Below are 26788 nucleotides of genomic sequence, written 5' to 3' on the forward strand. Positions count from 1 at the left end.
CGATGGGGCCAGCTGCGATACGTCGCGGCGCGTTCGCGCACCCTGCAACCAAACGCGCTGCCAGCAGCCTGCGCGCCCGTTGGGTAGCCGCGCGTTCACCCGGTTGTGTGGATCGATGACAGTCGGGGATAGTCGCCGGATGAAGTTCTCCCTGCACCATGTGGCGCTCAGCGTGTCCTCGATCGAGCGGTCGACCCAGTTCTACGCACAGTTCGGCTTCAACGAGGCGCTACGCTACGACGCACCCGACGGGAGCATGTCGGTCTCACATCTGCGGCTCGACGGGCTCATTCTCGAGTTGTTCAGCTTCGCCACCCCGTCACCGCTGCCTGATGCGGCCCGCGAGCTGAGCACCGACCTGCCCGAGATCGGGGTGAAGCACTTCGGGCTACAGGTGGATTCCGTTGCCGACACCCTGCACGACTTCATCCACCGCGGATTGTGCCCGGCGTCGACCACGATCACTGACGGACGCACCGGCGTCCGCTACTTCTTCATCGCGGATCCGGACGGCATCCTTGTGGAATTTCTTCAGGACGACCGCGTGTTGGGGTAGCCGCCGCGTGCGGGCGTCCCATCTTGTCAGACCCACCCGATACTCTGAACGCAATCAGATCGCAGCACCTTGGGGGAGGTCGCATCGTGTTCTCGTTCACCGATCACATGGTCGACGACGCTGCGTTGTCTGCCATGCGAGAAGGTGCCGAGACAGATCTGGCACGCAATCAGGCCGTGCGAGATGCGTTGCGGCTCAGTCGCCAAGCCGAGGCACGAGCTCTGCTGGGCGCCTACGAGATCGGCTTGTCGACCTACAACGAACGCATCGGGTCAGGACCGTACACATCGAACAAGACCCTGGCCGCGGCTCGTCGGGCGGCCACCGGCGAGATCTCGATGCAGTTGGGCTTCTCACGCACCAAGGCCACCCAGTGGTCGAACCTCGGCGAGATGCTGCAGGACCTGCCCAAGATCCGACTCGCCTATCTCGCAGGAGACTTCAGCACCCATCGGATGGCGGAGATGGTGCGCGCAGCACAGGTCGCGCCCAAAGGTGATCTACGCGAACGCATCAACGAGATCATCGATGAGGCATTCGGCCCGAGCCCCAAGCCGAACCCCGATGACCAGACCCCCGAGCCCACGGAAGCCGAGCCCACGGAATCCGGGTCCGACACCGAGCCTGACACGGGCTCCGGCACCACAGAGACGCCGATCGACTTCGAGGATGTCGCACTGGATCTGGGGCACCGGCCCACCACCGACACCGTCCTGCGCGATGAGCTCGACGATGCGGTGATCACCCTCGATCCCGACGGCTACGCAGAGGCCCGCAAAGACACCGCACAAATGCTCCAGAACGTCACCTTCTCGAAGGCGGCGTTCGGCCACATGGACATGTCGGCATCCATCAGTGCCGAACACGGCGTGTTCGTATCCCAGCGGATCGCCGACATGATCGCCACCCGAGTGTGCCGACGCGACCCACGTCGCATCGGTGAGCAACGAGCCACCGCCCTGGCCGAGATCCACGGAGTTCCCGGCGAGGAACTCCGCTGCGAATGCGGCTTCGACACCTGCCCGATGCGCCAAGACACCGACACTGATGCGCCGGCCCCCGCCGCCTCGACAACCGCAGACTCGGCCACCGACGAATCCACACCCCACTCCTCCACCCCCGCAGAACAAGACGCGGAGGTGGCGGGCGAGCCGCGCGAGCAACGGGACGACCGCGAATCCGGCGACAGCAGCCGAGCCGAGATGCGCGGCCCGGACGGCGTCGACCCACGCCACGATGACACCGTCGGGCCGCAACCTCCCACAGGTGAGCCGGCCGGGCACGGACCCGATCGTGACTCGGCGCCCATAAGCCAGCCCGCAACGTCCGCCGACTCTGGAGCATCCGCGGCGTCGACAGCGGACGTGTTTGACCAGGACATCAGCTCGTCGGGCATCACGGTCATCGACCTCATCGGAACCGGGCCTGACGTCGCCGAATTCCTGGCCACGAGCACGATCACCTTCCAGCCGCCGGCACAACCGAGGACCGGCAGGATGTACCGCTACCGCGATCGACGGTGTCGCAACCCCTGACATCGGCCAGCCCTCGCACGAGGGCCGGATTCACCGCGGCTCGAACGACGGCCGCGGGACACAGTGGCGACCGTCGCGCTCAGTCAGAGTCGCCAAACGTTCCATCATTCATTGACACAATCGGCACTGGTGTTGTTAGATTCTGCCGATGGCTGCGAGCTCTCTCCTCCGCGGGGAGTTCACACCGATGACGACGATGGGATGGCGTTGATGGTCGAATGGTCCCGATCCGATGTCCACAGCGACGGTGTTCGTCTTGCCGTCTTCCGAGCCGTCGCGGACACCACCCAGCAGACCGAAACCACCCCACCCGAAACGCGCGATGATGACGGTCGGCCTGTGGTCCTTCTCGTCCACGGGTGGCCCGACAGCCATCATCTGTGGACACACGTGGCGCCGATTCTCGCCGCGACCTGCGATGTCTATGCGTACGACACCCGCGGTTATGGTGACAGCGATCGTCCGCGGACGACCGAGGACTACAGACTCGACCATCTCGCCCGCGACCTGTTCGCCGTCGCGGACGCGGTCAGCCCCGATCACCCCGTACATGTGATCGGACACGACTGGGGCGGCATCCAGACCTGGGAGGCAGTCTGCACACCTGGCGCGGAACGCCGGATCGCCTCTTACGTCTCGGTCTCCGGCCCGAACCTCGACTACGCCGACGTGTGGCTCAAAGCCCAGTGGCGGCCGCCGACCGCCCGCGGAGTCCGCGACTACTTCACGCAGCAGGCATGTCTGCTCTACGCACGGTTCTTCAAGATCCCGAGGGTCTCCGACGCACTCGTGGGCGCTGCGCTGTCGCCGCGACGATGGACTCGGTTCGTCGCCCGCACGGAAAAGGTTGACTCCGAACAGATCGTCCTCGCGCCGACATTCCGCCAGGATGCGCGCTCCGGACTCCGGTACTACCGTGCCAATCTGAGCCGCCGACGCCGTCCACCGCACGCGCGGCCGACCAGCGTTCCGGTCCTCGAACTGATCAACACCCGCGACGTCGCGCTGCGCCCGCCCCTGTTCTCCCACACGGATCGGTTCGCCCGAACATCCGAACGACGCGTCAGCCACACCGGGCACTGGCTTCCGCTGGCACACCCGGAGCAGCTGGCCGCCGACGCCCTGGAGTTCATCCACGCCCATCACCCCGAGCGCCGAAACCGAACGCCGACAAGCGGAGCGCAGCAATGAGCAGCTCCGCGCACGACGTCGTCGAACCGAACCCCGCAGACCCCGGACCGGTCGAACTGCACGCACGCAACGTCAGCTTCGACTTCTCGCAGGTTCCGCTGCACTGGATACCCGGACACCCCGTCCCGTCCAACTTCGTGTCGGTCCTCAATCTCCTTCTGCCCGAGGGCGAACGCTGGTTCGTACAGACCTACGGCGAGGCCCTGCCGTTGGTCCGCGACCCCGAACTCGCCGCCGCGATGCGCGGGTTCATCGGACAGGAGGCAATGCACGCCGACGCCCACGACCACGTGCTGTGGGAGTTCCTCGATCACCACGGAGTGGACCCGCGACCATTTGTGGCACACGCGGAATGGATCTTCCGCAAGGTGCTCGCCCCGATGGACGACGGGAGCCCCGAGGCCCGTCACAAGCACCTCGTCGAGCGTCTGTGGCTGATCGCGGCGCTGGAGCACTACACCGCGATCCTCGGTGATTTCGCCCTCAACAACACCTGGGTGGAGCACGGGGCGGACCCGACGATGACCGACCTGTTCACCTGGCACGGCGCCGAGGAGGTCGAGCACCGCGCGGTGGCCCACGACGTCGCCGTGTATTTCGGGGACAGCTACCTGCGTCGCGGCCGGGCGATGCTGGTGGCGCTGCCGGTACTGCTGTTCCTGATCCACCGCGGCTTCCGGTTCATCATGCGACAGGACCCGAGTCTCGACATCGGGTTCTGCCGACAGCAGTACCACTACCTCCGCGGTGTCCGGGCAGGGGTACTGCCGAAGATGCGCAAGGTGGTCATGTCCACCTTCAGCTACTTCCGCCCGGGCTTTCATCCCAGCGAGATCGGTTCCACCGCGCAGGCGGTCGCATATCTGGCCAGTTCGCCTGCCGCCAGAAACGCTGGGTGACAAACGATGTCAACAGTTTCCGGCCCGCCTTCCGCGCCCCCCACGACAGCGCCCCCACATCTGTACGGACGCTGGCGGCGCGACCCGATCCTCACCGTCGGTGGAGTGATCGCGAAGGCGTGGTGGCCGTTCTGGCGGCCACTGTCACCCATCCGCCGAACCGATGACGTGCTCGGCACCATCACGCTGCAGATCATCGATCGCCAGGTCGTCGCCGCCGACGAGAACGTCGTCGCACTCACCCTGGCGGCACCCGACGGCTCGCCACTGCCTCGCTGGCATCCCGGCGCGCACCTCGACGTGATCCTGCCATCGGGGAGGATGCGCGAGTACTCACTGTGCGGCGACCCGGCCGATCGCCACACCTACCGGATCGCGGTACGCCGCATCCCTGATGGCGGTGGCGGTTCGATGGAGATCCACGATGAGCTGCGCGTGGGCGATCACATACCGATCAAGGGGCCGCGCAACGCGTTTCCGTTCGCGGTACCCGGTCACGGTTCACCGGCGACGACGATTCGCTTCATCGCGGCCGGCATCGGCATCACCCCGATCCTGCCGATGCTCCACACTGCCGAACGTTTCGGAGTCGACTGGTCGATGATCTACACCGGTCGCAGTCTCGAATCGATCCCGTTCCGTCACGAGGTGACGGCCTACGGCGACAAGGTGGCGATCCGAACCGACGACAGGGACGGTCTCCCGTCGATGGAGGCGCTGCTCGGCGCGACGGACCCGGCGACCGGTCGTGCGCCGTCGGGCCTTGCGGTCTACAGCTGTGGCCCGATTCCGCTGCTGGAGAGCTTGCGTCGCCATCTCGCCGACCGGCCGGACATCGAGTTGCACTACGAACGGTTCAGCCCACCGCCCGTTCGGGATGGTCGCCCCTTCACCGTGACCCTCGCGTCGTCGGGGAGGCAGGTCCGGGTCGGCGCGGACGAGTCCGCGCTCTCCGCCATCCGCCGCGCCATGCCGTCGGTGCCGTACTCGTGCCGACAGGGATTCTGCGGAACCTGCAAAGTCCGGGCGTTGGTCGGCGAGGTGGATCACCGCGACACCATCCTGACGGATGCGGAACGCGCCGCCGGCGCATACCTGACGTGCGTGTCACGTGGTCGTGACGATCATCTGACGCTCGACCTTTGATCGCGGCGGCGAGTCCGCCGCCGAGAGATCCCCGCGCGCAATTGGTGATCTCACGCTGCCCCGAACTGGATACTTGTGAGTATTGGATACTGACCAGTATCGTGTCGGCGTGATCAACTCCACGCAGGACGTCGACGGGTTGCGGCACCGGACGAGGCGGCCATGACGGGCCCCGTCCCGCGGGTACCTCGCGACGAAGTGCGCCGCCGCCTGATCGACGCGGCCGCGAGCGTCTTCGCCGAACGCGGGTATGCCGGCGCACGCCTCGACGACATCGCGCATGCCGCGGGCTTCACCAAAGGTGCGGTCTACTCCAACTTTCCGAGCAAGCACGCGCTGCTTGCCGAGTTGATCGAGCAGCAGGCCCGCGCGCAGCTGGCCCTCGGCAACATCGAGGTCCGGGCGCAGAACCGCCCCGAGGCGGCATTGGATGACATCGCCGAGGTCTGGGCCGTCGGCATCGTCGAGCACGAGGCAGGGACGCGGCTGCTCATCGAGATCGCCCAGCAGGCCGCACGCGAACCCGAGCTGCGTGAGCTCTATGTCGGGGTGCGACGCGGTTTGCGCGGCGCACTGGCGACCACCCTCCAGACCGCAGCCGACGACCTGGGTGTCGAGATCATCGTGCCCCCCGAACAATTGGCCCTGACGCTCCAGGCCCTCCGCCTCGGGCTGGCATTGGAACACGGGACCGATCCCGACCGCGTCGATCGAGCAACTCTCACAGCGGTTTTCACCGCGACCTTGCGTGGCGTGATCCGTGGGGCGTCGGACGTCTCCCGGCCCGGTACCGGATCCGCCGCACCACGAAAGGAATCAGAATGAACCGGCGACTCGATCGCGTACCGCGTGCGGCCCGACGGGTCCACAGCGGCATCCTCGTCATCCTGTTGGCCATGCTGGGGATCACGCTCACGTCGACCCCGGCAGCCGCTGCGCCCCGGCTCGGGGTCAGCTCGCTCGAGGAGGCAGCCGTTGCCGCCTACACCTACACCTACCCACTCGTGTCGATGGAGGTGACGCGTCGGCAGAACACGAATGTGCCGGTTCCCATCTCCGCGATCGGCATCGCGCCGACGAATCAACTCGGATCGAAGGACAACCTGCCGGACGCGAGCTTCAAGGGTGTGGTCCGGACCAACGTCGACACCCTGTACACGTCAATGCTCTATGACGTGGCCGCCGAACCCATCGTCATCAGCGTTCCGGACATGGGCGACCGGTATCACGTCTTCTCCATCATGGACATGTGGACCGACACCACGGCAGCCCCGGGCTCTCGCACCGTCGGCGACGGGAAGGCGTACCGGTTCGCGATCGTCGGGCCGAACTGGAAAGGCACACTGCCCGCCGGAATCCGCGAGTACCGGATGGCGACGGACACCGGGTGGATGATCGGCCGGATCCAGGTGAACGGGCCCAACGACATCCCCGCTGTGCAGGGGTTGCAGCGTCAGCTCTCGGCGGTGCCGCTCAGTTCTCTGGGACGTCCGTACATCCCGCTTCCCAACACCGACCTCCACCCGGATTGGCCCCGCAACGTGAAGGTAGGCGACTACATCGCCGCACTGTCTCCCCAGGAGTACTGGGATCTGTACTACGAGGCCCGATCCCACACCCAGACGCGACCGGCCGACCGCGAACTGCTCGCCGACCTAGCCCGGTACGGATGGTCGCCGAATCGCCGCCTCGACCTGAACAGTCTGTCCGCGGCAGATCGGGCCGTGTGGACAAAGGCCTGGCCGGAAACCCGCGGACGTCTCGATTTCGCCAACACCACCCCGCAGGTGAACGGGTGGCGCACTCCGGTCGAGAGCATCGGCGCCTACGGCACCGACTATCTGGCACGTGCGGTGACCGCCGCCCGGCTACTGGGCGCCAACCTGCCCGAGGACGCCGTATATGCGATGAGCGAGACCACCGGTGACGGCAGGCCGCTGCGCGCAGACAAGGACTACGTGCTGCATTTCGACAAGGATCAGGTCCCGGATGTCCGCGCCTTCTGGTCCCTGACCCTCTACGACGAACAGGGCTACCTCGCAGCCAATCCGATCAACCGCTATGCGGTACGCGGCGAGCGTCTGCGGACCAACCCCGACGGTTCGATCGACATCTACATCCAGCGTGAGAATCCCGGTCCTGCCAAGGAATCCAACTGGCTGCCCATGCCGGCCGACGGACAGGCCTCGCTGGTGTTGCGGCTGTACTGGCCATCCGAGCAGATCGTCGACGGGAACTGGAATCCGCCGGCGGTGACGCGGGTCGGCTGAGGTGAGCGAGTCCGCCCGTCAGGCCCCGTCGGTCAGCAAGTCTGCAGACCCGATATCCGGCAACGGAATCCGGCACAGCGCGGCAGCGTCGTCGGCGCTCATCCCCAACGACATGAGAACCCGTTGGGTGACCGCGTCCGACGTCGTGCCGGCGTCGCGATCGGGTTGCGAATGCAGCAGCTCGCCGAGCGCGACGGCGGCGCCGGCCACCGCGACCATGGCGGTGTCGATGTCATCGATGGCGAATCGTCCGGCTTCGGCGGCCGCGATGAGATCTCGACGGGCCCGGGGCGCCAGACCCTCATCGGCGAGCAACATCGAGCTACCACGCTGCAGCAGAACGCGACTGATCTCCGGATTGAGCCGATGCATGCGCCCCGTGAGTCGGAAGCTCTGCGTGAATGCCTCGGCCGGATCGGGCATGTCGTGCGTGATCCGGTCCATCAGTGCCCCGTGAGCCTCGAGAGCAGCATCCACGGCGGCCTGATACAAATCTTCCTTGCTGTCGAAGTGGTTGTAGAAGGACCCCATCCCGACATCGGCGGCGTTCGTCAGGTCGAGTACGGAAGCGGTCACCCGCCCCTCGGCGAGAAACCGCTGCGCGGCCCCGATCAGCGCCGACCGTGTCCGCAGCTTTCGTCGCTCCGACCGGCTGACCGCCGCGTTCGTCGTTGCCGTCATGTGCTCGTCCCCTCACGTTCAGCGCCGACTCTACACCGCACTCTCAATAGTGATGATTTCGTCAGAAAACATTGACTGAGCGTTGCGGCATATGTGACGATATCGTCAGTCTAGATGTGAAGGTGATTCCCATGGATCTCGAGACACCACAGGACGTGCATCACGACCTGCATGTCGATCAGGGCGCACTGCCCGGCGAACACCCCGGGCGGTACGCGAATCCGGTGATCAAGGTGGAGGATCTGGCCTGGCTGGAGTTCGAGAAGCCCGATCTCGCGCGCACCGCGGCGTTCGCCGCCGATTTCGGATTCACCATCTCGCTCCACACCGACGACGAGCTTCATCTGCGGGGAGCGCTGGAAGGCCCGCCGTGCGTGATCGTGCGTCGTGGTCGGCGGTCGAAGTTCGTCGGTCCGACCTTCCGCGCCGCCGCGCTCGAGGACGTGCACACATTCGCCGCCGGGGTCGATGCGCGCGTGGAACGACTTCCGGAGACACTCGGCGGGGTCGTCGCCACCACGCGAGATCCCAGTGGAGCGCGGGTGCAGGTGGTCGCCGGAGTGCGCGACCTACCGGCGCTACCGACCCAGCAGGCCGTCCCGCACAACGTCGGTGGGCAACCGGAACGAGCCAACGTCACCGTCCGTCAGCCCCGCGAGCCCGCGCAGGTCGAGCGACTCGGACATGTTGTGCTGCAGTCGAACCGGTACCTCGAGACGCTGAACTGGTACCTCGCCAACCTCGGCCTCATCGTCAGCGACTTCCTGTTCTATCCGGGCCAGCGCCAGCGCGGCCCGGTGATGAGCTTCATCCGCTGCGACCGGGGCTCCACCCCCGCCGACCACCACACGCTGGCGATGACCCTGGGACCGGCGAACAGGTACGTCCACTCGGCGTACCAGGTCCGGGACCTCGATGTCCTGGCGCAGGGCGGTGAGTATCTGCGCGAGCGCGGGCACTTCCGCTCGTGGGGGATCGGCCGTCACATCCAGGGCAGTCAGATCTTCGACTACTGGCGCGATCCCGACGGTTTCCTGGTCGAGCACTTCGCCGATGGCGATCTGTTCGACTGCACGCTGGAACCCGGGTGGGCACCGATGACGGCCTCCGGGCTCAACCAATGGGGCCCGCCGGCCACCGCCGACTTCCTCGGGGTGAAGCCCGGCCGCGAATCCATCCGGGAGTTCGCCGCCATTCTCAACTCACTTCGTGAATCCGACAACGAGTTCGACGTGCAGCGTCTGCTCGGCCTAGTGAAAGTTGCATCATCATGAGCATTTCCGTTCTCCGGACCGCGGACGCATGGTGGGTCCGTGACGGCAACCGTGGGCGCCGATTGGCCACGTCTGCCGCCACCACCGCCGAACTGCTGGCCGAGATCTCCACCGATCAGGCGGCTCTCGGCGAGACGGCCGATGACTCCGACTCGGTGGATATCGCAACGCTGGAACTGATCTCGCCGGTGACGACGCCGTGCCGGGTGGTCGCGCAGATGACCAACTACGTGTCCCATGTCAAGGATTCCGGCATGAACCCGGACACCGTCCCACTCACCTTCTTCCGGAAGGCATCCGGCTCGATCACAGGTCCCACATCGGATGTGATCAAACCGGAACACGTCAAACTCCTCGACTACGAGATCGAGCTGGGCTTGGTCATCGGCGAACCGATCCCCGTGGGCACCACACTCACCGCAGCGGACCTGCCGCGCCACATCGCAGCGCTGGTGATCACCAACGACGTGTCCGCCCGCGACGTCCAACTGCCGAAAACGCAGTTCTACGAGGGTAAGTCCTACCCGTCCTTCACGCCGGTCGGGCCGGCACTGGTGATTCTGGAACCCGGCGACCTCGACCAGATCGACAACCTGCGTCTGATCACCCGGGTGAACGGTGAAGTCCGACAGGATTCGACGGTGGCGGACATGATCTACTCACCGCTCCAGGCCCTGCAGGCATTGTCACGATTCCAGCGACTCGACACCGGAGACCTCATCCTGACCGGGACACCGGGCGGCACCGCACTCACCGCGCCACCCAAACCGATCGAGATCATCGGCTCACTGTTGCCACCCGCCCTGAAGTGGAAGAGCTTCTTCAAGAGCCAGGCGAAGAACCCCAAGTACCTGCGTGACGGCGACGTCATGGAACTCGCCATCGCGACCGACGACGGCAAGCTGGACCTCGGTGTCCAGCGGACCGAGGTGCATTACTCATGACCGTCTACGACAGCCGCTCGACGACAACAGCATTGGCCGACCAAACGATGTGGACGGCCTACGAGACACCTGATGATGTCGCACGGGTGGAATCGATTCCATTGCAGGATCGTGGACTACCCGACTCGACCTACCGGGTGCTCGAGCGGGCCGCCACGCTGTGGCCCGATCGGACGGCGATCTCGGTGATCCCCGATGCGGCGCGATGGCGAGACCCGGTCGAGCTGACGTTCGGACAACTGCACCGCGAGGTGTCCCGGTTGGCCGGCGCGCTGGCCGAACACGGCATCCGCCGGAGCGAACCGGTCGGGTTGCTGTCTCCGAACTGTGCCGAGTTGATCGTGGCACTCCTGGCGTGTGAGACCGCCGGGGTTGCGGCGCCGATGAATCCTGCACTCGGACAGCAGCACATCTCGGAACTCCTGCGCCGCTCGGGCGCCCGGACCCTGATCGCCGCCGGCCCCGAACTCGATGAGACGGTGTTCGCCAAGGCCGAGGCGATCGCACGTACCGGAATGATCGACATGCTGCTCCTGTTGCGTCCCACCGGCGGCGAGGTCACCGCACGCGCGCCGATGATCGACGGCGTGCACGTCGAGTACCTCGCCGACCATGTCGCCCGGGTGGACACGGCGGTCACCGTCCCGTCGCCCGAACCGGACGACCTCGCGGCCCTCTTCCACACCGGAGGTACCACCGGCGCACCGAAACTCGCCGCGCATCGCCACTCCAACGAGGTGGCCAATGCCTGGATGCTGGCCTCCAACACCGTGCTCGACGAGCAGGCGCGCATCTTCGCCGCCCTGCCGCTGTTCCACGTCAACGCGCTGATCGTGACCGTTCTCTCTCCGTTGCTGCGCGGTCAGACCGTCGTGTGGGCGGGCCCCCTCGGGTACCGCGATCTGGAGCTGTACGGCCAGTTCTGGAAGATCGTGGAGCACCATCGAATCGCCGGGATGAGCGGGGTGCCGACCGTGTATTCGGTGCTGGCGCAATGTCCGATCGACGCCGACATCTCCAGCCTGCGGGTGTGCATGGTGGGCGCGTCGATGCTGCCCCGCGCCGTTCGCGACGCGTTCGAAACCCACACCGGGGTCCCGCTGCTCGAAGGATACGGCCTCACCGAGGCGACCTGCGCGAGTGCACGCAGCTTCGGCACTGGACAACCGGCCGGAACTGTCGGTCAGCGACTGCCCTATCAGCACATCAAGTCGGTACACATCGACGCCGAGGGCACCTGGACCGATCTGCCGCCGGGAGAGGTCGGCACGGTGGTCATCCACGGGCCGACCGTGTTCGCCGGCTATGTCGTCGGTCCGGGGCCCGACGGCGTCGTCCTCGACGGCATGGGAAAGCTGGTCGACGGATGGCTCGACACCGGCGATCTGGGAGCGGTCGATGAACGTGGTTTCCTTCGGTTGACCGGCCGGGCAAAGGATCTCATCATCCGCGGCGGCCACAATATCGACCCGGCGATCATCGAGGACACGCTGCTCGAGCATCCGGATGTCACCGGTGCCGCCGCTGTCGGCCGGCCCGACGGACACGCCGGCGAGGTTCCGGTCGCCTACGTGACCCTCCGTCCGGGAGCCGATGTCGCCGCAGCAGACCTGCGGGACTGGGCGATCGCGCATGTGCCGGAATCGGCGGCGGTCCCGGTCTCGGTGACGATCCGCGATGATCTTCCGGTCACCGATGTCGGCAAACCGTACAAACTCGCGCTGCGCGCGGATGCCACTCGCCGCGTCGTCGAGGAGATCGTCGCAGAGACGGGTGCCGGGATGACCGTCGACACCAGGGTCGACGACGGCACGGTGGTCACCGTCCTGACCCCGGCCGCCGGGCCCGATTCCGAGCTCACGTCGGTCCGCACCGCACTCGACCGGCTGCCACTGCGCTGGGAGTTCGCCGACCGACCCGGCGAGGTGTGACGTGCAGCAACAGCAACACAGTGTGCACGACGACGGTCCCGAGGTGCTGCCGGTGGTCATCGTCGGCGGCGGACCGACCGGCCTGACTGCCGCGGCGCTGCTCGCCGATCTCGGTGTCCCGTCGCTGATCCTGGAGCGATGGGCCGACCCCTACCCGCAACCACGGGCCGTACACCTCGACGACGAGGTGTTCAGAATCCTTGCCGCAGTCGGTATCGCGGACGAGTTCGGCAAGCACTCGAGGCCCGCACGTGGGCTACGGCTGGTCGACCGGTCGCTGCGCGTGCTCGCCGAGTTCGGCCGGCTCACCGACGTGGGCAGGCACGGCCATCCCGGAGCGTCGATGTTCGACCAACCCGAACTCGAGCAACTGCTGCGCGGTGCCGTCGAGTGCCGCGAGGCGGTGACGGTGCGCAGCGACGTGGAGGTGGACCTCGTCGTGAACGAGGGCGACGCGGCACGCGTCGAACTCACCGACCGCCGCACCGGTGGACGGCAGGTGTTGCGAGCACAGTACGTGTTGGGGTGCGACGGCGCGAACAGCACGGTCCGCCGCTCCACGGGGATCCGCTGGAACGATCTCGGATTCACGCAACGGTGGCTGGTGGTCGACGTCGACACCCCGGCGGATCTGCGCCAGTGGGACGGCGTCGCGCAGGTCTGCGACGGTCGCCGGGCGGCCACGTTCATGCGGGTGAGCGACGTCCGCTACCGGTGGGAGTTTCGTCTGCTGGATGGTGAATCCGCCGACACCTTCCCGGATCTGGCTGCGCTGGAACCACTTCTGCGACCATGGCTGGCCTCCACCGACCTCGACGACCTCACGCTCGTCCGCTCACGCGAGTACACCTTCCGCGCCCATGTCGCCCAGCGCTGGCGCGACCGGCGCATCTTCCTGCTGGGTGACGCCGCACACCTCACTCCCCCGTTCATCGGCCAGGGATTGGGTTCGGGCCTGCGGGACTCGATGAACCTGGCGTGGAAGCTCGCCGGGGTCATCGGCCACACCTTGCCGGAATCGGCACTCGACACCTACGAGCAGGAACGCAAGCCCCACGTGACCGCGTTGATCACACTGGCGATGGCCATCGGTGTGACGATGACCGGCGGCGGCCGGATCGGCGACGTCGCACGTCGCATCGTGGGCCCATTGCTTCCGCACCTGCCCGGGATCACCCAGCAGGCCGTGGAAGGCGCATCACCGGCGTTGCCGGCGTCGGCCCTCGTACACGCCGGTTGGTCCCGGGGTCGTCTGCTCCCCACACCCGCGGTGGCATTGGATCCGCGCAGCCTCTCCGGGACGCTGTGCCCCAACGCAGTGGTCGGTGAGGGCGACCGAAGGCTCGACGACGTCGTGTCGGCGACCTTCCTGCTGGTGACCACCACGCCGCCCAGCCGGGCACAGGCCGACGAGATCGGGCGCCGCGGCGCCATCGCGATGACCGTCGAGGAGGAGTCACCCCTCGGGCAATGGCTGGCTTCCGGTGGCGCGACGGCGGCGGTCGTTCGCCCGGATCGCGTCGTGACAGTCGCCGGCGCCTCCGTTTCCGCTGTCTACACCTATCTTCCCGCCGGCGGCGCTGTCGCCGTCGCGGGCTGACCCATCGACGTCAATGAGGACTTCATGAGATTCAATCGCCGTACGGCACTCCGATCAGCCATGCTCGCCGCGGGTGGCGCGGCCGTCGCCGGGACCGCGGCCACACCCGTCGGCGCCGGTGAGGCGACGGCACTCCCGATCCCCGTGCCCCGCACCGGTGCTCACCTCGTGCTGCTGGGCACGGCAGCCGGGCCGGTCCCGATGACCGGCCGCACCGGCGTCTCGACCGCCCTGGTGGTCGACGGGCACATCTACCTGATCGACTTCGGTCACGGGGCCTTCGAACAATTCGAGCGGTCCGGGCTCGACATCGGCGACCTCGACCGGATCTTCGTCACGCACATGCACTCAGACCATCTCGCGGATCTGTTCACGCTGCTGTGGCTGCGCTTCGGCGGCGTCGACCCGATGACGCATCCGGTGCACATCCACGGGCCGGCGTCGGCGGGAGAACTGCCCGACTTCATCGGTCCACCGGGTGGCACCGTGAATCCCGAGAACCCGACACCGGGTATGGCCGACTTCTTCCGTTACAGCCTGGCTGCGGCCGCCTACGACATCAACACCCGCATGCGGGACGAGGGCTGGCCCGACATCCGAAAGATGTTCCAGGCACACGAGATCCCCACTCCGGATGTCGGCGCTTCGGCAAATGGCAACGTGGCGCCACCGATGAAGCCGTTCGAGGTGATGTCCGACGAGCGGGTGAAGGTCAGCGCGATCCTGGTCGAACACCCACCGATCTTCCCGTCGTACGGTTTTCGATTCGACACCCGCTACGGTTCGGTGGTCGTCAGCGGCGACACCACGATCACCCCCAACATGGTCACCCTCGCCCGCGGCGCGGATGTCCTCGTGCACGAGGTGATCGACCTGAACGTGGTCCGGAACGCGGGCGGTCTGTCACCGGAGCAGATCCAGCATCACGAGCGCGCACACTCGGATGTGACCCGGGTGGGGACGGTGGCGGCCAAGGCAGGCGTGAAGACGTTGGTGCTCAATCACCTCGCCCCGGGCACGAAGGAGGTCCCCGACCTGCTGTGGCTGACGCAGGCCCAGCGTGGATTCCGCGGACGCGTGATCGTCGGCAACGATCTCATGCGGATCCCGGTGGGCTGATTCGAGGAGACCGTCCACGCCAACAGAGCAAGAACGGTCGGGCCGCGACCCGCCCCACGCTCGTAGAGTGAGGCCATGACCGACTCCCCCGCCGACCTGCACGAACCGACCCGGGCACCGACGCTACCGATCGCGGATTCGCTGCCACCCGTTCCGGATCCGGTCGTGGACCGCCCGCGATTCCCGGACGGCTACGGCGTCGGCGACGACCTCGAGGGCACGCGCACCTGGGCGTCGGTCGAGGCGCGGCTCGTCGAGTCCAAGCATTACTGGCTGACGTCGGTCCGGCCCGACGGTACGCCGCATGCGGTCCCTCGCTGGGGTGTCTGGGTCGACGGCCGGTTCTTCTACGACGGCGCTCCGACCACGCGGCACACACGTAACGTCGAGGCCAACCCGGCGTGCACACTCAACTTGGAGAGCGGGTCGGATGTGGTGATCGTCGAAGGCGACTCCGTGGCCGTGTGCGCGTCGCCCGACGGCGTCGGCGCCCGGCTCGCGGCGGCTTTCGACAAGTACTCCGACTACCGACCCGGACCCGATTCGTGGCAGTCACCGGCCGACGGCGGGGGCCTGCGGACGATCACCCCGCGGCGCGCGTTCGCATGGTCGTCGTTTCCCACCGATTGCACGCGGTTCACCTTCGGCTAGCACCTCGGATGTCGTGCGAATGGTGGGGTGCGCCACACCGATAACGGCAAACCGCGCATACCCCCGCGTGCCGGTTCCGCGTACCGAGCAGCACCGCAACGTGTCTGCTACGTTGTGCGGCACACCCACACGGGCACCCATACAAAGGAGACCTCCATGTCATTCGGCTCGCTCACCATCGAACTCGGCGAATTCTGGTTGGGCCTCCTCTCGATGCTGGGTCTTGGCTGACGCGCGGGACTGAATCGAGGGAGATTCCCGGAGAAGAGATCCTCCAGAGAGATTCCCCGGAGAGGCGATCACGACTCGATCGTGATCGCCTCTCCGTCTGTCAGGGCAGCGCGTGAGGTGTCCTTGAGCACCACGCCCGAACGACCGAGCTTGCGTGCACCGTCGATCAGCGCCGCCGTCATCGACGCCGCGCCCGCATAATCGAGCCCATCAGGTGGATGGATGTTGGAGATGCAGTTCCGGTCGGCGTCGCTGCGCCCGGGACGCGGCAGATGTGTGAGGTAGATCCCGAGACTGTCGGCAACGGAGAGGCCGGGACGTTCGCCGATGACGACGATCAGGGTCGTCACGCCGAGTGCCTCGCCGATGTGATCGCCCAACGCCACCCGTGCCTGCGTTGCGACGACCGGCGGGGCCAGGCTGTACCGCCCGGCGAGCGTGTCGAGGAGCGCAGCCAGCATGCCGTGGCCGTGATCCGTGAGCGCGCGGGGCGAGAGACCGTCGGCCAGCACGATGCCGAGGTCCGCACCCGTGTCGGGCAGCCCCGTGAGATCCGCCGGCAGGCGGCCGAGATCGGGGCGTCGCAGATACTCGCTGCGGCCGTCCGCCTGGCTCGAGATGTGTAGCGGCGCTTCGATGTCGAGATCCGCCAAACCCGCGATGAAGCCGTCGATGTCGAGGGGTTCGTGGACGGCGTCGCGGGCTGCCGCATGCGCGGCCTGGAACTCGAGCACCCGGCGCGACGGCAACGAGTTCCCGGCCCGGCCGAGGCCGATGCGGGCGGCAGTGGTGGCACGCAGATCGGACCAGACGTCATCGGCGGGTTGCTGCGGCTCGTTCATCGGCCTGCCGCCAGACCCAGCAGCGGCGATGTGGCCGGATCGATCGGGAGGATGGCGCCGTCGCCGTCGGCCATGTCCAGACGCTGCAGCCACGCCTCGAACTCGGGCGCCGCGCGCAACGACAACGCCTGCCGCACATACAGCGCGTCGTGGAACGACAGACTCTGGTAGCCGAGCATGATGTCGTCGGCCCCGGGCACCGCGATCACGAACGCGGCCCCGGCAACACCGAGCAGCGTCAGCAGCGTGTCCATGTCGTCCTGGTCGGCCTCGGCGTGATTCGTGTAGCAGACGTCGACACCCATCGGCAGGCCGAGAAGCTTTCCGCAGAAATGATCTTCGAGTCCCGCACGGATGATCTGCTTGCCGTCGAACAGGTACTCCGGACCGATGAACCCGACGACGGTGTTGATCAACAACGGCTCCAGGGCCCTGGCGAGTCCGTAGGCGCGGGTCTCCAGAGTCTGCTGATCGACCGGGCGACCACCGGTGCCGATATGGGCACCGGCCGACAGCGCCGATCCCTGTCCGGTCTCCAGATACATCACGTTGTCGCCGACGGTACCGCGCCGTAGCGAACGCCCGGCCTCGTTGGCCTCCAACAACATCGGGACGGTGACACCGAAACTCGTGTTCGCTCCCTCGGTGCCGGCGATCGACTGGAACACCAGATCCACGGGCACACCCTCGTCGATCAGGTCGACCGTGGTCGTCACGTGCGAGAGCACACAGGACTGCATGGGGATCTCGAACCGCTGTCGGATGTCGTCGAGCAGCCGCAGCAGGTCGGCGGTGGCATGCGGCGAGTCCGTCGCGGGATTGATCCCGATCACCGCGTCACCACAGCCCATCAGCAGCCCGTCGAGTGTCGCCGCGGCGATCCCGCGCGGATCGTCGGTGGGGTGGTTCGGCTGCAGACGGGTCGCGATCCGTCCCGGAAGCCCGATCGTGGTTCGAAAAGCCGAGGTGACCGTGGTCGCCCCGGCAACCAGGATCAGGTCCTGGTTGCGCATGATCTTCGAGGTCGCCGCCACCATCTCCGGCGTCAGACCTGCTGCCACCCGGGCGATCCGGTCGGCACTGTCGTCGTGTGCGGAAGCCTCCAGAAGCCATTCACGTAGACCGCCGACGGTCAGGTGGGAGATCTCGGCAAAGGCGCTGCGATCGTGACTGTCGATGATGAGACGGGTCACCTCGTCGGATTCGTACGGGACGACGAGTTCCTCCAGGAACACCGACAGCGGAAGATCGGCCAATTGCCATGCGGCAGCGGCACGTTCGGCATCAGATGACGCCGCGCAGCCGGCCAGCTCGTCGCCGGAGCGGCGCGGCGTGGCCTTGGCCATCAACTCGATGAGGCCGTCGAACTGGTAGCTCGTGCCCGCCACCGACTGGGTGAACTTCACGACTCAGAAGTCTATTGTCGACGTCCGGGCACCGCACCCGCTACGAACACCGATCACCGTCGCGCCAGGATCGCCGCGCACATGGCGTCACCGATCCAGTCGGCGTACTCGTCGCCGCTCCAGCCTCGGTTGCGGGTGAGCAGACCCCAGACCTCGATGCTGTTCAGTGTCCAGATGCGGTCGCGGGCGGCCTCGACGGTGAGCGAGGGTGCCAACGCTCCGAGAGCATCGACCTTGGCGACCACCATTCCGGTGCCGGTGAGGCGCTGCTGGTCGGTGGTCCGTTGATGTTCCACGAGGTCGGGTTCGCCGAGCGCCGCACCGGCGGCGAGCTGCAGCACCAGCGGGCCGATCCGTTCGGCCACCTGCCTGCCCAACCGCGCATAGCTCCGCAGGAACTCGGCGGCGTCGGTCATCGCGTACATCGCCTTGACCTCGGGCCGCTCGGCCAGCGGTATCGGTTCGTCGTCGCCGGCGAGGGTGACGTCGTACGCGGCTTTCAACAGCTCCCGTTTGGAGCCGATCGAGTTGTACACCGTCTGGGCGCTGACCCCGGCGCGTTCGGCCACCGCACCGACGGTCGTCGGGCCATACCCGTCGGCGGCGAACAGGGCCGCGGCGCTTCGAAGGATCGCCATGCGGGTGTCCCGGGCCTGCTTCGCCCGTGTCGGACTTTCGTATGACCTTTTCCCGTTATTCACTTGATCCTTTCTAAAATCAATTTAGAATGACTCAAGTCAAAGTCTTGCACACGAGAGGACACCTCATGAGCGTCACGCACCCGGCCCCCATGGCCGTCGACGTCGGCCGACCCGGCTGGCGGATCTGGAACCTGGCCGCGGTCTCGGGGCTCACCGCGTACAGCGCGGGGGTGGCCTGGCAGGCCCAGTTCGTCTCCTATCCCCTCTATCGGGCGATGAGCGCCGACGAGTTCCCCGCGTACCACCTCGCCTACAACCATGCCATCCCCGGCGTCGTCATCGTTCCGGGCTTCGTCTCGTTCCTGGCGTGCGCGGCGTTCTGGTGGACCCGGCCGGCCGGCATTCCGAAGCCCGTCGCGGCCGTCGTGGGGGTGAGCGGGGTGGGCGCACTGCTCAGCACGGTGGCGTGGGCGATTCCGATGCACAACCGGCTCGACGACATCGGGCAGGACCCGGCCACGATCAGCAGCCTCATTCAGGCCAACGGCGTCCGTACCGCATTCCTGACGGCCGGCGCGCTCGCGTTGTCGTGGTGCACGGTCAAGGTGATCGGGCGGCTGCGGTCGGTGGCACCGGGCAAAGTCGGCGGATGACCCTCCGCGGCGCTACGGCCGGGCCGGGCGCTCGGCGAGCGTGAATGCCACCAGAGCGATCAGGGCGGAGGCGATCATCACGATCGCGAGCGGGCCGGCGGTGTCCTCCCCGCGAATGCTGACCAGTGGCGACACGAGCGCGGCGAGCCCGAACTGCATGGCGCCCAGTATCGCCGAAGCGCTGCCCGCCGCGTGCGGAACAGCCTGCAGCGCAAGTGCTGTGGCGTTGCCGAACACCAGGCCCAGGCTGCCGACGGCAACGAAGATCGGGATCGCAAGCCAGCCGGGTGGAAGGCCCGCGAGGACGAGAAGACCGAAGGTCATCGTCGCTGCGACGACCAACCCGATGCCGATGCCGACGAGCCGGCGCACGGAATGTGTGCGCGTCAGCCGCGCGGCGAGACCACTGACCGTCATGAGAGCCAAGGCGTTCGCCCCGAATGCCAGTCCGTAGCCGACGGTCCCGAGCCCGATCATCTCCTGGTAGAGGAACGGCGACGCGGAGATGTACGCCATCATCACAGAGAAGGCGAACGCGAAGGCGCACGTATAGCCCACGAATGCACGTGAGGACAGTGCCTTGAGCGGTGATCCGGAATCGGCGTGTTCCCCGGTGGTCCGGGCTCGGCGCTGCGGCGGGAGCGTCTCGCGCACGACGACGATGATCGACAGCAGCATCAGGACGGCCAGCCCCAGGACGACCGCCAGGATCCCCCGCCAGCCGATCGGCCCCACGAGGAACCCGCCGACCAGTGGGGCGATCACCGGTGCCACACCTCCGACGATCATCATCAGACTGAACACGCGTGCCGCGGCTTTGCCGGTCACCAGGTCAGAGATGATCGCGCGACCGATGACCATGCCGGCCGCACCACCCAGCCCCTGGACGAAGCGTGCGATCACGAGCACGGCCACACTGGGCGCCCACACCGCGACCGCGCTCGCGACCACACACAGCGCCGCGCCGACGAGCAGCGGGCGCAGGCGACCCCATCGGTCGGAGATGGGCCCGAAGACCAACTGCCCGAGCGTGACGCCGATGAGGAACGCCGTCAGGGAGAGCTGCACAGCGGTCGCGGACGCGGACAGCTCGTCCGTCATCTGCGGAAAAGCGGGAAGGTACATATCCGTCGCGAACGGCGCGACGGCGGACAACAACGCCAAGACCAGCAGCAACGGCCCGCCCACGGTTCGCGTGGCGGTCTCGGGACGGGCGTGGTCCACATCGGCGGAGGTCTTGATACTCACGGTTGATTATGAAATCATAATTGTTATGGTTTCTCAACCGATGGAGTTGGGCGCTCTGGCCGACGTGATCCTGCGCATCGCACGCAGCATCGAACCTCACCGATTCGGACTCGATCCGCTGACCGACACCGAGTCGGCGGTCCTCCAGTGGGTCGACCGTCATCCCGGCACCTCGCCGAGCGCCACCGCCGCCGCGACCGCGCTCCACAAGAGCAACGTCAGCGTCGCCCTCAAGAGCCTCGAGGCACACGGACTCGTCGAGCGGACCCGAGATCCGCAGGATGCGCGCCTCGTACGTGTCTCCACGACGACACAGGCGCGCCAGAACATCGATCACCTCTATCGAGAATGGTCTGCGTGCCTGACCGAGGCGTTGGGTGGTGACCTCGCGGATGTCGGCGAGACACTCGCGACGCTGACGCGGATCGAGAAGGGCCTGCGCCCCGCGAACTGAACCGTTGGTGCGGGCGCGATTGATTCCACACCGAACCGGGTATCACCGGTCGACCAACTCAACGAGGAGTCGACCCGTGGATACTGCAGTCTGGATCATCATCGCCGTCGTGGTCGTGATCGTTCTGATCGCGGCCGTGCTGCTGTTGCTTCGTGCCCGCCGCCAGCAGCAGCGCGTCAAAGCCCAGCGCATCCGTGAGGGCGCCACCGAGCATGTAGGCGACCTGCGACAACGCGAGGCGATCGCCGAGGAGTCCGATGCGCGGGCACGCAAAGCGCAGGCCGAGGCGGACGCCAAGGCCGCCGAGGCCAAGCGACTGACCGAGCAGGCCCGGACCCACGAGGGACAGGCCACCGAGTCACGGCAGGAGTTCGAGAACGAACTCGCCCGCGCCGACAAGATCGACCCCGACGTCGGCCGCGACGGCACGCGCCGGCGAGCTGCGGACGCCGAGCCCGAATCGGTGCCGGGTCCGGCCACCGATTCCCGCGCGACCCCGGGTTCCGGTCCGGCCCAGAACCCTCAGCGCACCCCGGTTCCGCCGAATACCCAAGAACCCCGCGAGACCCGAATTCCACCCGAAACGCGCTGAGCGGGCGGTGAAGTGGCCGGCTGTACCGTTCACATATGAACACCAGCCCGGAGACCGCGCCCGGCCGGCTGATGGCGGCCGAGATCGCCGAGCAACCGACGCGATGGCGGACCCTCCTCGGCGAGGGGCGAGCTCCCATCGCCGAGGTCGCCGTTCGGATCCGTGCGCGCCGGCCACGTTTCGTCCAGTTCGTCGCGCGGGGCACCAGCGGCCACGCGGCCCTCTACGCCAAGTACCTCGTCGAGATCATCCACCAGATACCGGCAGGTCTCGCCGCGCCGTCGACGATGACGGTGTACGGAGCCCGGCCGGATCTGCGTGATGTCTTGTTCATCGCGGTGAGCCAGTCCGGCGGATCGCCGGATCTGGTGCAGTCGGTCGATGTGGCGCGAGCCCAGGGCGCGCTGACGGTCGCGGTCACCAACAACGACATCTCCCCGCTGTCCGACGCCGCCGAATTACACGTCGATGTCCTTGCCGGGCCGGAGAAATCGGTGGCGGCCACCAAGTCGTACACCGCCGAACTACTGGCCCTGTACCTACTCGTGACGCGGATCGTCGAGGCCGACGACTCGGCCGCGGCGCACCTGCCCGACCTGGCTGACGAACTTCTCGACGCGGGTGGGCAGGTGCGCTCGGTCGCGCAGCGATATCGCTTCGCCCAACGGTTGATCACGACCGGGCGCGGTTACTCCTACCCGACAGCACGCGAGGCGGCGCTGAAGTTGATGGAGACGTCGTATCTCTCGGCGCAGGCGTTCTCCGGTGCCGACCTGTTGCACGGCCCGCTGGCCACGGTCGATCCGCAGGTACCCGTGCTCGCGGTGGTCCCGGCCGGGGTGGGCGGAGACGCGATGCGGCCGGTGCTCGACCGGCTCGCCGAGCGGGACGCCGATGTGTTCGGGGTCGGCTCGCCGGCACTGATCGCCGCGCTCACCGGTGGTATCGCGTTGCCGGGCGGCGTGCCCGACGCGTTGTCGCCGCTGCTGGAGATCATTCCGCTGCAACAATTGGCACTGCATCTGGCGATCGCCCGCGGCGGTGACCCTGACACGCCTCGCGGGTTGGCGAAAGTGACCGAGACCTTGTGACCGCGCCGACCTACGTTCGGTTCAACCCACGGAGTACTTCAACAAGGCGACCCCGTTGCTGAACGACTTCGTCTCGGTCAGCGTGATCTTCATGGTCTCCGTGCCATCCGGGAACAGGCGGCGACCGCGTCCCTGTACCGCCGGGTAGACGAAGAGCCGGTACTCGTCGACCAGGTCGGCCTCGATCAGACTGTGGGTCAGCCGGATACTGCCGGTGACGACGATGTCCTTGCCGTCCTGCTCCTTGAGTTCGCGTACCCGGCCGGGTACGTCGTCGCCGGGCACCACGGTGGAGTTCTGCCACGCAGGGTCGGTCATCGTCGACGAGACGACGTACTTGTCGACGGCGTTCAGATAGTCGGTGACACCAGTCGTGTCGTTCTCCTGGTGCGGCCAATAGCCCCGGAAGTCCTCGAAGGTCTGGCGACCCACCAACAGCGCGTCTGCCTGCGCATCCTGTCGATGGGATTCCTCGACGAGGTCGGGTGCGTCGTCGGTCGGATCGAACCAGGTGGTGAGCATCTCGATCGCTCCGTCCAACGTGATGTTCTGCGTGACGACGAGCTTTCGCATGGCGTTCCTCTCGATGTGTTCGGCGGACGTCACATGGGTAGACCCGGCCGGGGCGCACAATTCATCGGCGACCCCGATCCGACGCCGACCCGCCATGGCCCATATCGCGGTAATCTCCGGCAATGGCACGCCACGACCGGAATACCGACCGCACGCTGGTGTTGCTGCACGGAACACCGTTGACGCCGGAGATCTGGTCGGAAACGGTCGCCTTCCTCGGTGGGCGGAACCTGGTCACGCCCGATTGCACAGATGTGCCGAACTCGCGTGATGCGCAGTCGATCCTGGCCGAGCGGGTTGCTTCGGCGGTGGGCGGCGACCTCGATCTGGTCGGCCATTCCTTCGGCGGTCAGATCGCCATCGACCTCGCCCTGACCCATCCGGACCGCGTCCGCACATTGACCCTCCTGTGTACCCGGGACACGCCGTTCGCGGCCTTCGGACCCGTCGCCACCCAGCTTCGCGCCGGGTCGGGACCGTCGATCGTCGGTTCCCTGGCCCGCTGGTTCACACCCGACGAGCTCATCGCCGACGGATCGGCGGTTCGCGCTGTGCGAGAGCAACTCTCGAGTGCCGACCCCGAACACTGGGCAGCTGCTCTGGCCGCCATCGCGACCTACGATCGATGGTCGCGAGCCGGGTCGCTGACCATGCCCGTCACTCTCGTGGCCGCCGGCAAGGACGGCGTCTCCACTCCGGAGGTGATGCGCGACCTCGCCCGCCGCATCCGCGGTTCGGTTTTCGACCTGCACGCCGAGTGGTCACACTTGTCGGCTTTCACCGAACCGGAATCGCTTGCCCTGCTGATCGATCAGGCAGCCGGCCGCGAGCCATGAGTGCTTCACAGTGATCTCACAGTGAGATTGGAGAGCAACGATGTCCGATCAGTTCATCGACACCACGGTGCAGCCCAGCGGAACCGGTTGCCTGGAATGCGATACGTCGGGGTCGTGGTGGTTTCACCTGCGTCGCTGCGCCGAGTGCGGCCACATCGGCTGCTGCGACGACTCGCTCAACCGCCACGCTCGAGCGCATGCGGCCGCGACCGGCCACCTCGTGATCCAGAGCTACGAGCCGGGCGAGGACTGGTACTGGAATTTCGGGACGGAGGAACTGTTCGCCGGCCCGGCTCTCGCCGAGCCGACCGCGCGACCGCGCGAGCAGGGCGCACCCGGCCCGGCCGAGCGCCTACCCGCCGACTGGCGTGAGCAGCTGCGCAATCGCTGAGTCACCACCTGGTCCCTGAGGAGCCCGGAGCGGCGTCACCACCTGGTCCCTGAGGAGCCCCGGAGCGCTAGCGGAGGGGCGTCACGAAGGGCCGCCCCTGTGTGACCCTTCGAGACCCTTCGAGACCCTTCGAGACGCTCGCAAGCTCGCTCCTCAGGGATCGGGGGCTGGGTCAGGGCTCGGGGGCCTCGTGCGAGGAGGAGGGCTTCGTCGACGAAGATGTGGCCGTCGTCGCCGGAGCAGTCGGTCCGGTCGTCGTGGCCGGTGTGACGGTGGCCGGTTCGGTCGCGGTGGAGCCCGTTGCGGCAGAGCCGGTATCGACACCCGCGCCGCCGGTTCCGTTGCCGTTGAGTTGATCCGAGTACTGCCGAAGGAACTGGTCGTGCGTCATCGGCGTGACCTTGTGTTTCTCGTGACGGAGCCCGATGTACAGCGCCGGGATCATCAATGTCACGAGTATGAAGATCGGTAGTCCGACAACGGTGATCACCTCTTGGAGGGCGCTCAGTCCGGCCTCACCGCCCAGGACGATCAGGGTGGCGGCGACCGCACCCTCGGTGATTCCCCAGAAGGCGCGCTGGCGGACCGGACCCGCTTCGGCGTCACCGGAACACAACATGTCCACCACCAGGGATGCCGAGTCCGACGACGTGGCGAAGAACAATGCCACCACCACGACCGCGATGCCCTGGATCAATGTCGTCAACGGGAAGTTCTCGAAGAACTCGAACATCGCCAGCGGAACACTCTCGGCCACCGCAGCCGAGATGGTGCCACCGTCGCCACCGATACCGTCGATCTCCATCGCGGACCAGCCGAAGATCACGAACCAGACGAGGGTGAACAGCGACGGCGCCAACAGCACTCCGACGACGAACTGGCGGATGGTGCGCCCGCGAGAGATACGGGCGAGGAACACACCCATGAAGGGCGCCCAGGTCACCGTCCACGCCCAATAGAAGACGGTCCAGCCGCCTTGCCAGCCCCAACCGCCGTCCTTGGTGAACTCGGCCATGGCGTCGTTCCACAGTGCGAGCGGGATGATGTCGGAGGCGTAGGTGCCGAGGCTCTCGATGAGTTGCCGTAGCAGGAAGACGGTGTCGGAGAAGATCAGAACGAAGATCATCAACCCGACCGCGGTCAGGATGTTGATGTTGGAGAGGCGCTTCACACCTTTTTCGAGACCGACGATGATCGATGCCGTCGCCACCACGGTCAGCGTCGTGATGATCAGGACCTTCGCCCACACCGAGTTCGGCAGCCCGACGAGTTCACTGAGACCGGCGTTGATCTGCGACGTCCCGAGGCCCAGCGAGACCGCCAGACCGAAGACGGTTCCCAGGATGGCGACCACATCGATCGTCTTGCCGATCGGGCCGCGGATTCGCTCCTTGAGCACGGGATAGAACACCGACGACACACGCATCGGCAGCTTGTACCGGTAGATGAAGTATCCGAAGGCCAAACCGGGCAACGTGAAGATCGCCCAGGTGTGCAGACTGAGGTGGTAGAGCGAGATGCTCATGGCATCTTCGGCCGCTTCGGGACTGTAGGGCTGTACCCCCTCGAAGGGCGGATTGGAGAAGTGCGAAATCGGTTCCGCCACACCCCAGAACATCAGGACGGTACCGATACCACCAGCGAAGAGCATGGCAAACCAGGACAGGTTCGAGTAGGCCGGTTTGTCGCCGTCGTCGCCCAGACGGAGTTTGCCGTAGCGACTCAGCGCGACCCAGATGAGGAAGACCAGCCAGACCGTCACGCCGAGGATGAAGAACCATCCGAGGTTGGTGACGATCCATTCGCGACCGGTGCCGAATGCGTCCCCCACCCAGTCCTGGAACACAAGGAACAGGATCAGCAGGGTGATGGTCAGGCCTGCCGACCAGAAGAAGATCTGTGGGTTCGTCTTGAGGCCGAGTTTTCGAGCAAGCGTGTCCACGGGGTGCCGTCTCCATCCTCGACGGCTCGGTATCGGGTGCGTTGCTGCGTTTCGTGTACGTGTCGGATGAACCGTCGACTGAACTTCAGCA

26 protein-coding genes are annotated in these 26788 nt (G+C 66.7%); 19 read left to right on the top strand and 7 right to left on the bottom strand.

From position 1 onward, the window contains the following. Positions 1–139 precede the first annotated feature (139 nt). The 7 genes from V1Y59_RS21990 (at position 140) to V1Y59_RS22020 (ending at position 7597) form a co-directional block, all read left to right on the top strand. Complete coding sequence (locus tag V1Y59_RS21990) at positions 140–556, top strand: VOC family protein (RefSeq protein WP_330507174.1); 417 nt, start codon at positions 140–142, stop codon at positions 554–556. An 86-nt stretch (positions 557–642) separates the two neighbouring features. Then, positions 643–2091 (top strand): hypothetical protein, encoded by a 1449-nt coding sequence (locus V1Y59_RS21995; protein WP_330507175.1) that lies wholly within the window; start codon positions 643–645, stop codon positions 2089–2091. Between the two features lie 201 nt (positions 2092–2292). After that, positions 2293–3282, top strand: coding sequence for an alpha/beta fold hydrolase (locus V1Y59_RS22000; RefSeq protein WP_330507176.1), 990 nt, complete (start codon positions 2293–2295; stop codon positions 3280–3282). Next, on the top strand, positions 3279–4181 hold the full coding sequence (locus V1Y59_RS22005; RefSeq protein WP_330507177.1) for a metal-dependent hydrolase: 903 nt from the start codon (positions 3279–3281) through the stop codon (positions 4179–4181). The genes V1Y59_RS22000 and V1Y59_RS22005 overlap by 4 nt, the downstream gene beginning before the upstream one ends. Positions 4182–4187: 6 nt before the next feature. Continuing rightward, positions 4188–5327: a PDR/VanB family oxidoreductase gene (locus V1Y59_RS22010; RefSeq protein WP_330507178.1), complete on the top strand. Its 1140-nt coding sequence runs from the start codon at positions 4188–4190 to the stop codon at positions 5325–5327. Between the two features lie 162 nt (positions 5328–5489). Further along, entirely contained in the window at positions 5490–6152 is a 663-nt protein-coding gene (locus tag V1Y59_RS22015; protein ID WP_330507179.1) for a TetR/AcrR family transcriptional regulator, read from the top strand. Continuing rightward, positions 6149–7597: a DUF1254 domain-containing protein gene (locus V1Y59_RS22020; RefSeq protein ID WP_330507180.1), complete on the top strand. Its 1449-nt coding sequence runs from the start codon at positions 6149–6151 to the stop codon at positions 7595–7597. The genes V1Y59_RS22015 and V1Y59_RS22020 overlap by 4 nt, the downstream gene beginning before the upstream one ends. Positions 7598–7615: 18 nt before the next feature. On the opposite strand, the gene V1Y59_RS22025 is transcribed toward V1Y59_RS22020, so the two are convergent. After that, positions 7616–8278, bottom strand: coding sequence for a TetR/AcrR family transcriptional regulator (locus V1Y59_RS22025; RefSeq protein WP_330507181.1), 663 nt, complete (start codon positions 8276–8278; stop codon positions 7616–7618). A 131-nt stretch (positions 8279–8409) separates the two neighbouring features. On the opposite strand from V1Y59_RS22025, the gene V1Y59_RS22030 reads away from it, so the two are divergent. The 6 genes from V1Y59_RS22030 (at position 8410) to V1Y59_RS22055 (ending at position 15797) form a co-directional block, all read left to right on the top strand. Beyond that, positions 8410–9552, top strand: coding sequence for a VOC family protein (locus tag V1Y59_RS22030; protein WP_330507182.1), 1143 nt, complete (start codon positions 8410–8412; stop codon positions 9550–9552). Beyond that, the gene (locus V1Y59_RS22035) at positions 9549–10496 is read left to right on the top strand and encodes a fumarylacetoacetate hydrolase family protein (RefSeq protein WP_330507183.1); all 948 of its coding nucleotides are present in this window, start codon (positions 9549–9551) and stop codon (positions 10494–10496) included. Before V1Y59_RS22030 ends, V1Y59_RS22035 begins: the two co-directional genes overlap by 4 nt. Then, entirely contained in the window at positions 10493–12427 is a 1935-nt protein-coding gene (locus V1Y59_RS22040) for an acyl-CoA synthetase (RefSeq protein WP_431309270.1), read from the top strand. Before V1Y59_RS22035 ends, V1Y59_RS22040 begins: the two co-directional genes overlap by 4 nt. 1 nt (position 12428) lies before the next feature. Beyond that, positions 12429–14027, top strand: coding sequence for a bifunctional 3-(3-hydroxy-phenyl)propionate/3-hydroxycinnamic acid hydroxylase (locus tag V1Y59_RS22045; protein WP_330507184.1), 1599 nt, complete (start codon positions 12429–12431; stop codon positions 14025–14027). Positions 14028–14051: 24 nt separating this feature from the next. Next, on the top strand, positions 14052–15146 hold the full coding sequence (locus tag V1Y59_RS22050; protein ID WP_330507185.1) for an MBL fold metallo-hydrolase: 1095 nt from the start codon (positions 14052–14054) through the stop codon (positions 15144–15146). Positions 15147–15221: 75 nt separating this feature from the next. Next, positions 15222–15797 (top strand): pyridoxamine 5'-phosphate oxidase family protein, encoded by a 576-nt coding sequence (locus V1Y59_RS22055; protein WP_330507186.1) that lies wholly within the window; start codon positions 15222–15224, stop codon positions 15795–15797. A 299-nt stretch (positions 15798–16096) separates the two neighbouring features. On the opposite strand, the gene eutC is transcribed toward V1Y59_RS22055, so the two are convergent. From eutC to V1Y59_RS22070, 3 genes are read right to left on the bottom strand one after another with little or no spacing between them, the layout of a single operon-like run. Continuing rightward, complete coding sequence (gene eutC / locus V1Y59_RS22060; protein WP_330507187.1) at positions 16097–16870, bottom strand: ethanolamine ammonia-lyase subunit EutC; 774 nt, start codon at positions 16868–16870, stop codon at positions 16097–16099. Next, complete coding sequence (locus tag V1Y59_RS22065) at positions 16867–18276, bottom strand: ethanolamine ammonia-lyase subunit EutB (RefSeq protein WP_330507188.1); 1410 nt, start codon at positions 18274–18276, stop codon at positions 16867–16869. Before V1Y59_RS22065 ends, eutC begins: the two co-directional genes overlap by 4 nt. Before the next feature lie 53 nt (positions 18277–18329). Continuing rightward, positions 18330–18914, bottom strand: a complete 585-nt coding sequence (locus V1Y59_RS22070) for a TetR/AcrR family transcriptional regulator (RefSeq protein WP_330507189.1) — start codon at positions 18912–18914, stop codon at positions 18330–18332. 128 nt (positions 18915–19042) lie between these two features. Here V1Y59_RS22070 and V1Y59_RS22075 point away from each other — a divergent pair, with 128 nt between their 5' ends. Beyond that, on the top strand, positions 19043–19570 hold the full coding sequence (locus tag V1Y59_RS22075; protein ID WP_330507190.1) for a hypothetical protein: 528 nt from the start codon (positions 19043–19045) through the stop codon (positions 19568–19570). A gap of 12 nt (positions 19571–19582) precedes the next feature. On the opposite strand, the gene V1Y59_RS22080 is transcribed toward V1Y59_RS22075, so the two are convergent. Next, positions 19583–20812: a multidrug effflux MFS transporter gene (locus V1Y59_RS22080; protein WP_431309272.1), complete on the bottom strand. Its 1230-nt coding sequence runs from the start codon at positions 20810–20812 to the stop codon at positions 19583–19585. Positions 20813–20843: 31 nt separating this feature from the next. On the opposite strand from V1Y59_RS22080, the gene V1Y59_RS22085 reads away from it, so the two are divergent. The 3 genes from V1Y59_RS22085 to V1Y59_RS22095 all read left to right on the top strand — a co-directional run bounded on the left by V1Y59_RS22085 (position 20844) and on the right by V1Y59_RS22095 (position 22955). After that, positions 20844–21272 (top strand): MarR family winged helix-turn-helix transcriptional regulator, encoded by a 429-nt coding sequence (locus V1Y59_RS22085; protein WP_330507191.1) that lies wholly within the window; start codon positions 20844–20846, stop codon positions 21270–21272. 76 nt (positions 21273–21348) lie between these two features. Then, positions 21349–21864, top strand: a complete 516-nt coding sequence (locus tag V1Y59_RS22090) for a hypothetical protein (protein WP_330507192.1) — start codon at positions 21349–21351, stop codon at positions 21862–21864. Positions 21865–21935: 71 nt separating this feature from the next. Next, positions 21936–22955, top strand: coding sequence for an SIS domain-containing protein (locus V1Y59_RS22095; RefSeq protein ID WP_330507209.1), 1020 nt, complete (start codon positions 21936–21938; stop codon positions 22953–22955). Positions 22956–22976: 21 nt separating this feature from the next. Here V1Y59_RS22095 and V1Y59_RS22100 read toward each other — a convergent pair whose 3' ends face one another. Further along, positions 22977–23528, bottom strand: coding sequence for a dihydrofolate reductase family protein (locus V1Y59_RS22100; RefSeq protein WP_330507193.1), 552 nt, complete (start codon positions 23526–23528; stop codon positions 22977–22979). Positions 23529–23650: 122 nt separating this feature from the next. Here V1Y59_RS22100 and V1Y59_RS22105 point away from each other — a divergent pair, with 122 nt between their 5' ends. Together V1Y59_RS22105 and V1Y59_RS22110 are read left to right on the top strand one after the other, a co-directional pair. Beyond that, positions 23651–24364, top strand: a complete 714-nt coding sequence (locus V1Y59_RS22105; RefSeq protein ID WP_330507194.1) for an alpha/beta fold hydrolase — start codon at positions 23651–23653, stop codon at positions 24362–24364. A 40-nt stretch (positions 24365–24404) separates the two neighbouring features. Then, complete coding sequence (locus V1Y59_RS22110) at positions 24405–24755, top strand: UBP-type zinc finger domain-containing protein (RefSeq protein ID WP_330507195.1); 351 nt, start codon at positions 24405–24407, stop codon at positions 24753–24755. A gap of 172 nt (positions 24756–24927) precedes the next feature. Here V1Y59_RS22110 and V1Y59_RS22115 read toward each other — a convergent pair whose 3' ends face one another. Beyond that, positions 24928–26697 carry a BCCT family transporter gene (locus V1Y59_RS22115; RefSeq protein WP_330507196.1) on the bottom strand — a complete coding sequence of 590 codons (1770 nt, stop codon included), beginning with the start codon at positions 26695–26697 and terminating at the stop codon, positions 24928–24930. Positions 26698–26788: the final 91 nt, after the last annotated feature.

Origin of the sequence: Gordonia prachuapensis (genome assembly GCF_036350515.1) — a bacterium.
Taxonomy (GTDB): Bacteria; Actinomycetota; Actinomycetes; order Mycobacteriales; family Mycobacteriaceae; genus Gordonia; species Gordonia prachuapensis.